Annotated in this window: 14 protein-coding genes; 9 read left to right on the top strand and 5 right to left on the bottom strand. The window is 67.9% G+C overall.

Annotated features, from left to right (window positions below):
• Nucleotides 1-80 precede the first annotated feature (80 nt).
• Nucleotides 81-458 (top strand): hypothetical protein, encoded by a 378-nt coding sequence (locus ATF69_RS18120; RefSeq protein WP_082565025.1) that lies wholly within the window; start codon nt 81-83, stop codon nt 456-458.
• A gap of 137 nt (nt 459-595) precedes the next feature.
• On the opposite strand, the gene ATF69_RS18115 is transcribed toward ATF69_RS18120, so the two are convergent.
• The 4 genes from ATF69_RS18115 to ATF69_RS18100 all read right to left on the bottom strand — a co-directional run bounded on the left by ATF69_RS18115 (nt 596) and on the right by ATF69_RS18100 (nt 3,758).
• Nucleotides 596-1,285, bottom strand: coding sequence for a hypothetical protein (locus ATF69_RS18115; RefSeq protein ID WP_425291790.1), 690 nt, complete (start codon nt 1,283-1,285; stop codon nt 596-598).
• Nucleotides 1,282-2,295, bottom strand: a complete 1,014-nt coding sequence (locus ATF69_RS18110; protein ID WP_146871849.1) for an MlaD family protein — start codon at nt 2,293-2,295, stop codon at nt 1,282-1,284. Before ATF69_RS18110 ends, ATF69_RS18115 begins: the two co-directional genes overlap by 4 nt.
• 40 nt (nt 2,296-2,335) lie before the next feature.
• Nucleotides 2,336-3,136 (bottom strand): MlaE family ABC transporter permease, encoded by an 801-nt coding sequence (locus ATF69_RS18105; RefSeq protein ID WP_146871848.1) that lies wholly within the window; start codon nt 3,134-3,136, stop codon nt 2,336-2,338.
• A 157-nt stretch (nt 3,137-3,293) separates the two neighbouring features.
• Nucleotides 3,294-3,758 (bottom strand): Cd(II)/Pb(II)-responsive transcriptional regulator, encoded by a 465-nt coding sequence (locus ATF69_RS18100; RefSeq protein WP_056065109.1) that lies wholly within the window; start codon nt 3,756-3,758, stop codon nt 3,294-3,296.
• Nucleotides 3,759-3,831: 73 nt separating this feature from the next.
• Here ATF69_RS18100 and ATF69_RS18095 point away from each other — a divergent pair, with 73 nt between their 5' ends.
• From ATF69_RS18095 to ATF69_RS18085, 3 genes are all read left to right on the top strand, one after another.
• Nucleotides 3,832-4,494, top strand: coding sequence for a cation efflux transmembrane domain-containing protein (locus ATF69_RS18095; RefSeq protein WP_146871847.1), 663 nt, complete (start codon nt 3,832-3,834; stop codon nt 4,492-4,494).
• Between the two features lie 3 nt (nt 4,495-4,497).
• Complete coding sequence (locus ATF69_RS23195; protein ID WP_208758746.1) at nt 4,498-5,379, top strand: DUF3703 domain-containing protein; 882 nt, start codon at nt 4,498-4,500, stop codon at nt 5,377-5,379.
• 184 nt (nt 5,380-5,563) lie between these two features.
• Complete coding sequence (locus ATF69_RS18085) at nt 5,564-6,202, top strand: YitT family protein (protein WP_146871846.1); 639 nt, start codon at nt 5,564-5,566, stop codon at nt 6,200-6,202.
• A gap of 43 nt (nt 6,203-6,245) precedes the next feature.
• Here ATF69_RS18085 and ATF69_RS18080 read toward each other — a convergent pair whose 3' ends face one another.
• Complete coding sequence (locus ATF69_RS18080; RefSeq protein WP_244303761.1) at nt 6,246-9,803, bottom strand: bifunctional diguanylate cyclase/phosphodiesterase; 3,558 nt, start codon at nt 9,801-9,803, stop codon at nt 6,246-6,248.
• A gap of 195 nt (nt 9,804-9,998) precedes the next feature.
• On the opposite strand from ATF69_RS18080, the gene ATF69_RS18075 reads away from it, so the two are divergent.
• The 5 genes from ATF69_RS18075 (at nt 9,999) to ATF69_RS18055 (ending at nt 14,406) form a co-directional block, all read left to right on the top strand.
• Nucleotides 9,999-10,502: a hypothetical protein gene (locus ATF69_RS18075; RefSeq protein WP_056746598.1), complete on the top strand. Its 504-nt coding sequence runs from the start codon at nt 9,999-10,001 to the stop codon at nt 10,500-10,502.
• A gap of 104 nt (nt 10,503-10,606) precedes the next feature.
• Nucleotides 10,607-11,077: a hypothetical protein gene (locus ATF69_RS18070; protein ID WP_146871845.1), complete on the top strand. Its 471-nt coding sequence runs from the start codon at nt 10,607-10,609 to the stop codon at nt 11,075-11,077.
• A complete protein-coding gene (locus ATF69_RS18065) occupies nt 11,074-12,501 on the top strand; it encodes a TolC family protein (protein ID WP_056746600.1) in 1,428 nt (475 codons plus the stop codon). Before ATF69_RS18070 ends, ATF69_RS18065 begins: the two co-directional genes overlap by 4 nt.
• Before the next feature lies 1 nt (nt 12,502).
• Nucleotides 12,503-13,885 (top strand): multicopper oxidase family protein, encoded by a 1,383-nt coding sequence (locus ATF69_RS18060; protein WP_146871844.1) that lies wholly within the window; start codon nt 12,503-12,505, stop codon nt 13,883-13,885.
• A gap of 14 nt (nt 13,886-13,899) precedes the next feature.
• Entirely contained in the window at nt 13,900-14,406 is a 507-nt protein-coding gene (locus tag ATF69_RS18055) for a cupredoxin domain-containing protein (RefSeq protein ID WP_056746743.1), read from the top strand.
• Nucleotides 14,407-14,411: the final 5 nt, after the last annotated feature.

Genomic DNA, 14,411 nt, shown 5'->3' with positions numbered 1-14,411 from the left:
AGCAAAAAGCATAGCATCGGAGTACCATTCGGCGCTGCACACCGGGACTTTTCGGTGGCATTCTGGAATGGAGGACGATCGTGACCACACGTTTTCGCATCTCTGCAAACCGTTTTTCCTTGATTCACTCCCCGAAATTCTGGGGTTCGATGGTGTTGCTGGCCGCTGTGGCGGGCTGTTCCAGTCCCCGCGACAACGCCTTGGACGAGTTCTCGCGCTGGTACGACGGTGCCAGGGCCCAGGCCCAGGCAGGGGCCATGAGCTGGAGCGAGCTTTACAAGCAAAGCTTTGACCGCCTGACCGCCCTGCCCCCCTCCCTGCAACAAGACACACGTCTCGAAAACACGGTGCTGCTGCTGTCTGTGGCCCGCAAGCTGGAGTCCAACGAAATCAGCCCCCAGCAGTTCGCCATGGAGCGAGACGACATCGAGACCCAGTTGCAGGCTCGCCTGCGCTGACGACGCCACCAGCAGCGGCAATGCAGCTTCTGGCGGCCTGGCTAATGGCTTGAGTGGCGGTTGCTGAAGCAACTGGGGCAGCTTTTTGCCCGCGCCACGGCTCGTTACCTGCATCCTCCCTAGCGTGGCGGCCAACGCTATCGAGACGTAGACCCCGACTGCTCCACCACCCCCACGCGACGGCGCAACGCATCGGCTGCCGCAGTGTCCCCAGCAGCCTCTGCCCTTTGCACCTGCAGCAGCAACCATGCCATCAGCGGCCTGCGCCAGCCCTGTGCCGACGCGGTATCGGTGGCTGTGGCGATGACTGCCGGGCTGGCGTGCCCCGTCTGCAACAACACGCCCGCCGCCACCAAGCGCGAAAGGGGGTCGGCAATGCCTGCCAAGGTGGCAGCGTTGCCTGCCGTGGCGACCGCACGCTGCGCCGGTGGCAATAGGGCCACGTGGCCGGCCTGCACGCGGCCCGCCAGATAGTCGGCGTAGGCCTGCTCGGGCGCAGCGGCGTCGGCGCGCAAGGCCTCAAAACGCTCGCACGGTTCGGTGACCAGACTCGCCACCTGGGCCGCGCAGCGCATCAGCTCCAGGCGCGCCAGCAGATCGGGGCGCCCCGTGCGCGCCACTTCGGCGCGGGCCCGGTCCCATTCGAGCTTCTCCACGCGCGCGTTGCCGGACAGGTAGGCCTCGATGGCCTTCTGGGACGCACCCTGGGCGTTCATCTGCCAGTCAGGCACCGGGGGTTGGCTGGAACACGCAGCCAATGCGAAGGCACAGCCGATGGACAGGAGCCGCAATGCAGCCCGCAAACGAGGTGCAGCAGAGGGGTTCATGGCAGCTTCAGCTCCGTGTCGCGTGCAAAGGGCCATTTGCGGTTGATCTCGTTGACCAGGCTTTCCACCTTGCGCAGATTGCTTTCCACCTCGGCGCGCAGCGCGCCCAGGTCCGTCGTGGCTTCGCGGGCATTGGCGCCAATGGCCTGGGCCTCCACCAGCACGGCATCCACCTTCTTGAGGCTGGTGCGGGTGTCGGACAACAAACCATTGAGCTGGGCCACGGTGGCGCGCACCTCGGGCACCAGCGCGTCCTTGTTGCCCTCGCTGCCAAACACCTGTTTGTCGGCGCGGGCGGCCATATCGTCCAGGCGCGCCAGCAGCGCGTTGGTGCGCTCCAGCGTGGCCACAATCTTCTTCGCGTCGGCTTCGTTGCCCATCAGCACGCCCAGGGCGCCGCCCGGCCCGTTCAGGCGCTCCGTGAGGGCCTTGACGTTGGTCAGGGTGTTGCCCAGCGCGGCGTCGGGCGACGTCAGGGCGTTCAGGTTGGTCAGCAGCTCGCGCGCGGTCGCCATGAGCTGCGGGATCTCCGCCGTGGCATCTCCGCGCAACACCGGCCGCACGGCGCCATCGGGCAGTGCGGGGTCGGTCAGGATGCCGGAGTACGCCCGGATGTTGGTGCCCCCCACCAGACCGCGTACCAGCGTGAACACGCTGGACTCGCGCAGCCAGTGCGCGTCCTTGCGGGGCACGTCCACCAGGATGCGGGCATTGCCTGATTCGGCCAGCTCGATGCGCCGCACGCGGCCAATGGGAAAGCCCGAGAAGGTCATGTCCATGCCCACCACCACGCCCTCGGAGTCATCGGCCGTCAGCACCAGCATCTGCGTGGGCTCAAAAGCACCCCGCGCATACAGCAGGTACAGGCCCGAACCCACGATGAGGGCCAAGGTGAACAGCAGCAGCGCCGCAGCCTTGAGTTCCAGATAGGCCACCGGGCGCAGGGTCTCGACCGGAGGCGCGTCGGCCCCGGCGGGGCCATGCGATGGGTGAGGAGGATGGTCGTTCATGTCGTGGGTTTATGCGGGTGGGTGCGACCGGCGCGGGCCGTCAGTAGTAGTTGCCCATGAGCGAGGCCACCTCGATCAGCAGCAGCACCGCAAACATGCGGGCCAGGCCGCCCAGTTCCGAGTCGGGCTGGGTGCGTTCGCCGCTGTCATACAGCCCGGCAGCCATGGGGATCAGCGCCACGGCCAGGCTGAAGAACAGGGTCTTGAGCACAAACACCATGGTCACGCTGGGCGAAAACACCTGGCCGAACATGCGCGTATAGCTCGGCAGCCCCGCCATGTTGAAGCCGTACACCCCCAGGTACGCCAGCACCAGCGCCACCACGCAACTGAGCGCAGCCAGCGTGACGCAGGCAAACACCCCGGCAATCACGCGGGGCAGCAGTTCGATGCGCACGGGGTCGGAGCCCTGGCGGCGCAGCGCCTCGAACCGGCCCGCAAGCCGCAGGTGCGCCAGTTGCGAGCCGTTGGGAATGGTGCAGCGCATGGCCACAAACAAGGCGGCTGTGAGCGGGATGAGCTCCAGCACCAGCACGCGGATCACCATCTCCAGCGCATAGCGCGACAGCCCGTAGCTCAGCGCCGTGACCACCACAATGCGCGTGAGCACCAGGCTGATGAGCGCCGCCAGCACCGTGAAACCCAGCAGCACCGGCGCCGTGTCCAGATACAGGTGCCGGGCCAGCGCGCGGCGGGTGCCCTTGCCGTAGCTGGACGGCGACAACACCAGCACCAGCACCACCGCACCCAGGTACAGGATGCGCCACCAGGCCACCGCCCAGCGCCGCGCCGTGTTCCACACACGTTCGGGCAGGGAGAGGCCGGGAAGGCGCGAGATCATGGGCGGATCATAGCGGGGGCATGCGCCAGGGCAGCCCATGACAGGCTTCTGGAGATATTTGGGCCATTTTCGGGCGATAGCGCTACAAACATATGCCCAAGTAGCTATCAATTAGATAGCAAATAGCACACACGCAGCCGCGCCGTACAACAACTGCTCACACATGGCGCTTGCCCTGGCCGGGAGGGGCGTTGACGCCCACTGGCTGCGCGTCAGCCCGCGCATGCAGCGCTTCGATGATGTGGCAGGTGGCGTCCGCGCCATCGCAACGGCTGCGCAGCGCCTGCAGGTCGGCCTCCAGCGCCTGCAGCTCGGCCAGGCGGGTGCGCACATGCACCAGGTGTGCATCCAGCGTGTCGCAGGCGGCATGGCAGTCCGTCTTGCTGTCCCAGTCCAGCGCCAGCAAGGTCCTGACCTCGTCCAGCGACATGTCCATGGCGCGGCACAGGCGGATAAACCGCAGCTGGTGCACGTCGGCGCTGCTGTACAGGCGGTAGCTGTTGTCGCCGCGCGCACCGGGCGGCAGCAGCCCCTCTTTTTCGTAGTACCGGATATTGGCGGCCGACACGCCGGACTGCTGGGCGGCCTCGCCGATGCGGAACTGTGCAGCGTGGGGATCCATGGGCTTGACCTTCAAGTGACTTCAAGGTTTCCAATGATGCCATCGCTTTCCAAAACCGCCAGGAGAAAACACCATGTCCGCCCATTGCCATCACGACCACAGCGCCCCCGGCCACAGCCACGATGCCCCCGCCAGCGCAGACCCGCGCTACCGCCGCATACTGTGGATTGCGCTCGTCGTCAACGCCGCCATGTTTGTGGTGGAACTGGGCGCGGGCACCCACTCGGGCTCGGCGTCGCTGCTGGCCGACGCCATCGACTTTCTGGGCGATGCGGCCAACTATGGCCTGTCGCTGTGGGTGCTGGCCATGGCGCTGACCTGGCGCGCACGCGCCGCACTGCTCAAAGGCGCCAGCATGCTGGCGTTTGGCGTGTTCGTGATCGGCCGGGTGGCCTGGGGGGTGTGGCAAGGGGTTCCGCCCGAGCCCTTCACCATGGGTGGCGTGGGCCTGCTGGCGCTGGCGGCCAACCTGGGTGTAGCCGCCCTGCTCTACGCCTGGCGCGAGGGCGACGCCAACATGCGCGGCGTGTGGCTATGCACGCGCAACGACGCGCTGGGCAACCTGGCCGTGATGGCGGCCGCGCTGGGGGTGCTGGGCACGGGCACGGCCTGGCCCGACCTGGCGGTGGCGGCCGTCATGGCGGGCCTGGCCATCAGCGGCGGCTGGAGCGTGATCCGCCACGCGCGGCAGGAGCTGGCCAGCACCGTCGGCGTCCCCGCAGCACACGGGCACTGATCCATGCGCGTACGCCTGTCCACTCCGCTCCATGCACCGCCCGAATGGGTGGCTGCGCAACTGCAAAGCACATCAGTGTTCCGCCACATCACGGCGCCTCTGGTGCGGTTCAAGCGCCCTGGCGGCGCGCCCTGGCCCACCCACTGGTCTCCCGGTGATCTGCCGTTGCAGATGCGGCTGCTGGGGCTGCTGCCCATGGGCTCGCAAACCGTGCGCATCTCCATCGAGCCATCTGCCCAGGCCGGTGCCTGGCCCACGCTGCGCGACAACGGCGAGGGCACGCTGATGCGGCGCTGGGACCACCGCATCACGCTGCAGCCGCTGCCAGACGGCCGCACGCTCTATACCGACGACATCGACGTGGTCGCGCGCCACCTGCCCTGGCTGATGACGCCCCTGAGCGCGGCGTTTGCCCAGGTGTTCTACCGGCACCGACAACGGCGCTGGCGCCAGCTGGCGGCGCACCACGCTGCAGCACGCAGGGCTGACCCCTTGCAGAGGGAGCGCGCGTTCGACCACCTGCTGACTGCGTTTGCGCGCGATGCCAACGCACCGCCAGCCACCCGCTGGCATTGGCTGGAGGCCGCGCACGTGCTGGGGCAGACCACGCTGTCCCAGCATTGGCGATCACACAGGGCCATGCTGCGCTACGCCCTGCAGTTGCGCGACCTGCGCGAGGCCGGCGGACAGGTACTGCGGCTGGCACTGGTGCCCCTGGGCCACGCGCTGGCGCGGCTGCCCATCGGCAACACGGGCCGGGCGCAGGTCAGTGCGCTGGCGCCCATGGCGCCGCAGCCGCACATCACGCAGCTGATCGACGGTGCGTTGGCAGCTGCCAGCCTATCGGCCACCCAATTTCAGCCAAAAACCGATGCTGGCGCTTGAATCATATGCGCTGGCAGCTATCAAATCAGGAGTATCCGGCTGACTGGTGCGATGGCAAGCTGGCACCCGGAAGTTGACGCACGACAAGCCCGGCATGGGGCTTGCATGGTCCAATCCCATGCCTGTGCGCCGCCCTCTGCCCCGGGGGCCGCGAGCACAGCCTTCATCCTTTTGCCCTTTGCCCATGCCATCCCGCTCCCCTGCCGCCCCCACAGCCCCCGCCCCGCTGGTCGTGCCCCACAGCCTGACGGAAGACGCCGTGGCCATCTTCACCGGGGTGCTGCTCATCTCGGTGGGGGTGGCGTTTTTCACCAGCGCGGGGTTGCTCACGGGTGGCACGGCGGGGCTGGCGTTTTTGCTGCACTACGCCACGGGCATTGGCTTTGGCAAGATCTTCTTTGTGCTCAACCTGCCGTTTTACTGGCTGGCGCTGCGCAAGCTGGGCCGGGCCTTCACCGTCAAGACTTTCATCGCGGTGCTGCTGTTGTCGCTGCTGACCGAGCTGCAGTCGCAACTGCTGCAGTTCGCGCAGTTGCAGCCGCTGTATGCCGCCATTGCGGGCGGGCTGATCACCGGCACGGGGTTTCTGGTGCTGTTCCGCCACCGCTGCAGCCTGGGCGGCGTGGGCATTGCGGCGCTGTACCTGCAGGACCGCTACGGCTGGCGCGCAGGCAAGGTGCAGATGGGTGTGGACTGCTGCATCGTGCTGCTGGCCCTGTGGACGGTGGAGCCCATGCGCGTGGCCTGGTCCATTGCGGGCGCCGTGGCGCTCAACCTGGTGCTGGCCATGAACCACCGGCCGGGCCGCTACATGGCGGTGTAGGCCCCGGCCAAGGGCGGTTGAGCGCCCTGCAGAGACACACCTTCTACGTGGACACCTGCCAGCCCAGCCCACTGTGCAGCCGGTGCTCCAGCACCTCGATGGGCACCGGGCGGCTGAACAGGTAGCCCTGCCACAGCGTGCAGCCGTGGCGCTCCAGAAACGCGCGCTGCGCCTCGGTCTCCACCCCCTCGGCAATCACGTCGATGCCCAGGCTCTGCGCCATGCCGATGATGGTCTGCACGATGAGCGCGTCGGTGTGCTGGATGCCAATGTTGCGCACAAAGCTCTGGTCGATCTTGAGCTGGTCCAGCGGCAGCCGCGTGAGGTACGACAGCGACGACTGGCCGGTGCCAAAGTCATCCATCGAAAAGCGCAGGCCCAGCGCGCGCAGTGCATTCATCTTGGCGATGGTGTCGTCCACGTTGTCCAGCGCCAGACTCTCGGTCAGCTCCAGCTTCAGGCGGTCGGGCCGCGCGCCGGTCTGCCGCAGCACGGCCACCACCTGCTCCATGAAGTCGGCCTGGCGGAACTGGCGCGCGCTCACATTCACCGCCAGTTGCAGGTCGGCCGTGGCAGGGTGGTCCTGCCAGCGGCGCAGCTGGCTGCAGGCGGTCTGCAGCACCCACAGGCCGATGGGCAGGATCAGCCCGGTCTCTTCGGCCAGCGGGATGAACTCGAACGGCGGCACCATGCCGCGCGCCGGGTGGTTCCAGCGGATCAGTACCTCGGCCCCCACCACATGCTTGCCGCAGCCCACCTGCACCTGGTAGTGCAGTGTGAACTGGCCCTGTTCCAGGGCCGTGCGCAGATCATTCTCCAGCGCCGCGCGGGCAGTGACGGCGGCCTGCATGCGCGGGTCAAAAAAGCGGATGCCATTGCGCCCGGCGGTCTTGGCAGCATACATGGCCAGGTCGGCGTGCTTGACCACATCTTCCACCGTCTGCGCCTGGCCGCTGAACAGCACTGCGCCCACACTGGTGGTGCTGTGCACATGGTGTGATGCGAGCTGGTAGGGCTGGTTGAGCGCGGCCAGAATCTTTTCGCCCACCATCTGCGCCTGCTCGGCAGCGTCCGTGGCGAGTGCGCCCAGGTCTTCCAGCAGCACCAGAAACTCGTCACCACCCAGCCGCGCGACGGTGTCACCTTCACGCACACAGGCCGTCAACCGCTGGGCCACCTGCTGCAGCAGCACATCGCCCATGTCGTGGCCCAGGGTGTCGTTCAGGGTCTTGAAGTGGTCCAGGTCCAGGCACAGCAGCGCCCCTTGCAGGCCCGCGCGCGCACTGGTGGCAAACGCCTGCTGAAGGCGGTCCATCATCAGGCGGCGGTTGGGCAGGTGGGTGAGCGGGTCGTAGAAAGCCAGGTGCTCGATCTCCCGCGCCGCAGCCGCGCTCTGGGTGATGTCATTGAGGGTGGCGACATAGTGCGTCAGCACCCCGTGCTGGTCCGTGACGGCGGTGATGGCCATGAAGTGCAGGTTCACCTCGCCGCTTCTGCAGCGGTTCCACAGCTCGCCCTTCCACTCGCCGGTGCTGGCCAGGCTGGCCCACATGGCATCAAAAAATGCCTTGTCATGGTGGCCAGAGGCCAGCAGGCTGGTGCGGCGCCCCACCACCTCGTCGGCGCCGTAGCCGGTGATGCGGCTGAACGCGTGGTTGGTGCGCAGGATGAGGGTGTCCGCGTCGGTGACGATCATGCCCTCCTGCGACTCGAACGCAATGGCGGCAATGCGCAGCTCGTTCTCGTCGCGCTTGCGGGCGGAGATGTCCTTGCCCACGCCCCGATAGCCACAAAACACACCGTCGTCATCAAACACGGGCGTGCCGCTGATGGACACCCAGTACGAGCAGCCCTGCTGGTCGCGGCGCTCGAACTCGAAGTCGCGGAACTCCTGGTGGCGCTCCAGCAGCGCGCGGTGCTCTTCCCACAGCGCGTCGCTCATGCCCGGTGCGGCCAGCTCCCAGCGCGTCTTGCCCATGTGCAGCGCGGCCTCCTGCACCAGCCGGTCATCGGCCCGGCCTTCCACATGCGTGAGGCGAAACTGCGCGTCCTGCTCCCAGTACCAGTCGGACGACAACGCGGTGAGGGTGCGAAAACGCGCCTCGTTGTCCTCCAGCTTGCGGCGCACGCGGTAGGACTCGCTCACGTCGCTGAACACCAGCACCACCCCCACGATCTGCCCCTGGGAGTTGCGGATGGGAGCGGCGCTATCGGCAATGTGGTACTCGGCGCCATGCCGGGCCTGCAGCGTGGTGTGGTTGCTCAATGCCACCACCTGGCCCCGGTCCATCACCAGCTGCACCGGGTCCACCTGCGGCTCGCGGGTACCGGTGTTGATGATGCGGAACACCTCGGGCAGCGGCTGGCCCATGGCCTGTGCCAACGGCCAGCCTGTCAGACGCTCGGCCACCACGTTCATGCGGGTGATGCGGCCTTGCGCATCGGTGGCGATCACGCCATCGCCGATGGAAAGCAGCGTGATGGCCAGGTTTTCTTCGCTCTGGCGCAGTTCGGCCTCGGCTTTCTGTCGCGTCAGGGCCATGCGGTCAAACCGACGGCCCAGCTCGGTCAGCTCCTGCAGGCCCGTGGCGGGAACGCGCGATACATAGCGCCCCTCGGCCAGCTCGTCCGTGGCGTGCATCAGGCGCCTCAGGGGCCGCATCACGCCGCGCCGCACGCCCACCTGCGCCACGGCAAATGACAGCACCAGGCCGCCCAGCAAGAACGCCATCTCGGTCCACATGCGGCTGTTGGCCGCGGCGTACAGGTCGTCCAGCGGCACGGCCAGGCTCATGGTGGCCACCGGTTTGCCGCCCGCCTCGATCAACGGCTGGAACACCACCAGCTCGGGCGCACCATCAGGGCGGTAACGCTGGCGCTGCCCCTGGGGCGTTTGCAGCACCAGGGCGCGGAACTCGGCATCGGCAAACGGCGCCCCCAGCTCGCTGGCGTCGGGGGGATAACGCGCCAGCACGCGCCCCTCAGGGTCGGACACCCGGGCCACCGCGCCGTCCGGCAGCCCCAGGTCGGTGAGCCGCCGGCTCCACCACTCCAGCGACACCACCGCCACGGCGGCCGCCACCACCTCCTGCGTGCCGGGCGGTATCACCGGGTAGGCAAAGTTGACACTGGCCACCTGGGCGGCACGGTCCACCTGGAAGCTCCCCACCGCAAAGTCCCGCCCCGAAATCGTCTGCTGAAAATATGGGCGGTTGGCGACGTTGACAGGCGCCTTGAGCGGACGCGCATTGCACAGCAGTTCGCCGTCCGCCCGTGGCACGCCAATGTTGACGTAGGTGGCATTAAGCGACAGCACTTCGGCCAGGTAGCGCCCGCACTGGGGCACTGAAGGGTCGTGCACCTGCGGCATGGCGGCCAGCTGCTGCAGAAACTGGCGGGTGTTCTGGATCAGCCGCTGCTGGGTGGCAGCCACCGACTGCAGGGTCTGCAGCGCGCGCTCTTCGGCCGCAGCAATCGCGTCCGTGCGGTGGGCCCGTGCCTGGTACACCACCAGCAGCACCGCTGGCAGCGTGGCCCACAGCACCAGCCAGCGAATCCGCGCAGACAAGGTGCTCCACATTCCAGCGACCCATGAGGGCATACCGACCTTTCTGTGCAAGAGAAAGAACGCTTGAGCACATATCTGCCGACAGCCGCTGACCAACGGGCAGACATGTTTCGTCACATGTTACTGCCCATGGTCGGAAAAGGCATTCACGATTTGCGCAGGGTTGCCCGCAGCGCCAGAAAGTGGTTACCTGCGGAACCTTGAGCGGCTCCGCCGTATCATTGAAGCATGCGTCGCGGCTTTTTCTTCCTGCTGATGGTGGTGCTGGTCCTTCGGGGCCTGACGGGCACGGCCATGGCGGCGGGCATTGTGGCTCCGCTGCTGCCTGCAGGCGCCGCGCAGCATACCGAGACCCATCAGCTTACGGCGGAAGGCATGGCCCACGACCAGGGCCATCCCCACGATCATTCCGCAACCCTTGCGCAGGCCGAGGGCGTGGCACCCGCCGACGCCCACGCCCACCATGGCGCCCCGGCCGCTGAGCCCGGCATCGACCACACCGCCAGCCACTCTGCGGCCTGCCAGAACCCCGATGCGGGCTGCAAATCGGGCGACGACCACGACCACCACAGCGCCAGCTGCTCGGCCTGCGAAATCTGCCACTCGGCCATGCTGGGCCTGCCCGCATCGCTGACCCCCGCCCCCCTGCCCGCCGGAGCCCTGCTGCCCCTGGCCTCCGCGCAGTTTGACAGCGCCCCTGCGGCGCTGGCCATCAAACCACCCATCGCCTGATCTCCGACGCCCGAAGTGCGTCTGCCATAGCCTGATGGCCCCTGAACAACGGGGTTCGTTGGGCGGCAGCGCACTGTTTTTTCGTTCGTTGTCTGGAGATCGCCATGCGCGCCCCTGCCATTTTTCTCTCCTCGCCGTCGCCCCGGCCATCGTGGCCGATGCGACTGGCTTGTCTTGCCCTGTTGTCGCCCTTGCTGGCGCAAGCCCAGGGCCCATCTGCACCCGACGCTACCCGCGCCGATGCGCCCACGCCCCCCCTGCCGTACACGGCCATGCCGCCGCAACCCCCGCTGGTGGACGCCTTGCCCACACCCCAGGCCTGGCGCCAGGCGCACGAGGCCGTGGGCGCGTTCCCGCGCGGCCATGCGGACATCGTGGCCTGGGAGGCGCAAAAAGGCTCGGCACCTACTCCCACGCCCGCAGCCTCCACCGATACCTCCATGCCACACCATCCCCAGGGCATGCAGCACGGCATGCCGCATGGGAAGCAGCACGGCACACGCCATGAAATGCATCACGGAAGCCCGGGGAGTGCCCACCCCGCCCACCACCCCGAGCAGAAGGGCAAGCCATGATCAGCACCCATCGCCTCTCCATACTGGCTGCCGCCGCCCTGCTGGCAGGCTGCGCCAGCGTGTCGCCCGACGGCCTGCGCAGTGATGTCGCGGCCCTCACTGCGGGCCGTACCGCCGGTGTGCCCCAGGCGGCCTTGCCCGCCACGGACCCGAGCGCTCGCGCAAAGGCCCAGCAGTCCGTCGACGGCTGGCTCGCACAACCCCTGACACAAGACGCCGCCGTACGCATTGCCCTGCTCAACAACCCCGGCCTGCAAGCCCGGCTGGCCGCGCTGGGCGTGGCCGATGCCGAGCGGGTGCAGGCCATCACGCTGCCCAACCCGCACCTGACTCTGGGGCGTTTCACCAACAGCCAGGAACGCGAGATCGAACGCACCCTGGCCTTTGGCCTGATGGACCTCATCACCCTGCCCTGGCGCACCCAGCGCGAGGCCGAGCGCCTGCAGATTGCCACGCTGCTGGCCGCGCAGGACGTGGTGCAACTGGCCGCAGACACCCGCCGCGCCTGGCTGCGGACGGTGGCCGCTGAGCAGGTGGCCGCCACGCACGACCGCATGGTGGAAGCCGCCGAGGCAGGGGCCGAGCTGGCGCACCGCATGGCGCAGGTGGGCAACTGGAGCCGCCTGCAACAAGCCCGCGAACAGGCCGTGCTGCACGAGGCCACCCGCCAGCGTGCCCGCGCCCGCCTGGCCGCCGCCACCGAGCGTGAGCAGCTCAACCGCCGCATGGGCCTGTGGGGGCAGCAAACCCAATACCAGCTGACCCAGCAGCTGCCGCCCCTGCCCGCCACCGCCTTACCCGCCGATGGCATCGAAGCCACCGCGCTGCGCGAGCGGCTGGACGTGCAAGCTGCCCGCCGCCAGCTGGACACCCAGGCCACGCGCCAGGGCTGGAGCCGTGCGGGCGCCGTGTTTGGCGACATTGGGCTGGCATACAGCCGCAACACCGCGACCGAACGCGACACCGGCCGCAGCGACATCAAGCGCGGCTGGGAGATCGAGCTGCCCCTGCCCCTGTTCGGCTGGGGTGGTGCAGCCCGCACCCGCGCCCAGGCCGAGGTGGAGCAAAGCGCCGCCCAACTGCAAGACACCGCCGTGCGCGCCCGCAGCGAGGTACGCGCCGCCTGGCTCACCTACCGCACGGCCCTCGACCTGGCGCGCCAGCAGCAGGCTGAAGTGGTGCCCCTGCGCCAGCTCATCGCCGACGAGACCACGCTGCGCTACAACGGCATGCTGGCCAGCGTGTGGGACATGCTGGCCGAAGCGCGCAACAGCATGCAGGCCGTGGCCAACGCCATCGAAGCGCAGCGCGACTTCTGGCTGGCCGAGACCGACCTGCAACTGGCGCTGACCGGCACCTCGCCCGGCGCACTGCAGGGCCTCACCTCCGGCGCCGCAGCCTCCACCACCCCACAAGGCCACTGACATGAACCGCCGCAATTTCTTTTCTGGCGCCGCCACGGCCGTGGCCGCAGCCTCCGTCAGCCGCGTGGCCCTGGCCGCGCTGCCCGAGCCCGCCACACAGTCCAGCGCCGGCACCGCGCCACCGCTGCACCCGCCCACCGGCCGCCCCTACAACCCCGTGGTCACCCTGAACGGCTGGACCGCCCCCTGGCGCATGAACGCGGGCGTCAAGGAGTTCCACCTGGTGGCCGAGCCCGTGGTGCGCGAGGTGGCGCCCGGCTTCATGGTCAACATGTGGGGCTACAACGGCCAGAGCCCCGGCCCCACCATCGAGGTGGTCGAGGGCGACCGCGTGCGCATCTTCGTCACCAACCGCCTGCCCGAGCACACCACCATCCACTGGCACGGCCAGCGCCTGCCCAACGGCATGGACGGCGTCAGTGGCCTCACCCAGCCCGCCATCCAGCCCGGCAAGACCTTCGTGTACGAGTTTGTGGCGCGCCGCCCCGGCACCTTCATGTACCACCCGCATGCCGACGAGATGGTGCAGATGGCCATGGGCATGATGGGCCTGTGGATCACCCACCCCAAGGGCAGCCACCCGCAGATCGCCAAGGTGCAGCGCGACTACGCTTTTTTGCTCAACGCCTTTGACGTGGAGCCCGGCAGCATGACCCCCAAGGTCAACACCATGCTGGACCACAACATCTGGTGCTGGAACAGCCGCGTGTTCCCTGCCATCAGCCCGCTGGTGGCGCGCCAGGGCGAGCGCGTGCGCATCCGCGTGGGCAACCTCACCATGACCAACCACCCTATCCACCTGCATGGGCACGAGTTTGAAGTGACCGGCACCGACGGCGGCCCCGTGCCCAAGAGCGCGCGCTGGCCGGAGGTGACCACCGACGTGGCCGTGGGCCAGATGCGGCAGGTGGAGTTCATCGCCGACGAACCCGGCGACTGGGCCCTGCACTGCCACAAGAGCCACCACACCATGGGCGCCATGGGGCACGCCGTGCCCACCATGATCGGCGTGGACCACCGGGGCCTGGTCGGCAAGATCCAGAAGATCGTGCCCGACTACATGGTGATGGGCGAGCGCGGCATGGCCGACATGGGCTCCATGGAGATGCCGCTGCCCGACAACACCTTCCCGATGATGACAGGCACCGGCCCCTTCGGCCCGCTGGAGATGGGCGGCATGTTCACCACGCTCAAGGTGCGCGCTGACCAACCCGCAGGCAGCTATGCCGACCCCGGCGACTTCAGGCAGCCACGTGGCACCCAGGCCTTTGAATGGCAAGGCGCCCCGGCCGCCACACCACGCCCTGCACGCACCGACACCCCGGGCACGGCCCCGGGCGCGGCCAATGCACGCAAGCCGGCTGCCAGCGGCCACCAACATTGATGCCAACGATCACCATGAACACTATTAAATTCATAGCTGCCTGGGCAATATGCACTAGCGCATTCGGCACTTTTCCTGCCTATGGGCATGAAAACATGCCCCACCGCACCTCCACAGGCCCCGTGGTCAAAGAGCAAAAAGACTGGGGCATTGCAGGCGATGCCCAGCAGGTGCGCCGCACGATCACCGTGCGCATGGGCGACGACATGCGGTTCAGCCCCCGCCACATCGAAGTGCGCGAGGGCGACACTGTGCGGCTGCGCGCACAGAACAAAGGCCAGGTGCTGCACGAGATCGTGATCGGCACCAAGGCGGAGCTGGACCAGCACGCCGAAATGATGAAAAAGCACCCGGGCATGGAACACGACGAGCCTTACATGACCCATGTGGCGGCAGGCAAGGCCGGCGACATCGTGTGGCACTTCAACCGCGCAGGCAGCTTTGACTTTGCCTGCCTCATCCCCGGCCATTACCAGGCCGGCATGACCGGCACCATCACCGTGCTGCCCCGCCATCCATAACGCCA

This window comes from Acidovorax delafieldii, assembly GCF_007993815.1.
GTDB classification, from domain to species: Bacteria; Pseudomonadota; Gammaproteobacteria; order Burkholderiales; family Burkholderiaceae_C; genus Acidovorax; species Acidovorax delafieldii.
The sequence above is the reverse complement of the archived record's forward strand: the minus strand, read 5'-3'. Positions and strand labels throughout refer to the sequence as shown.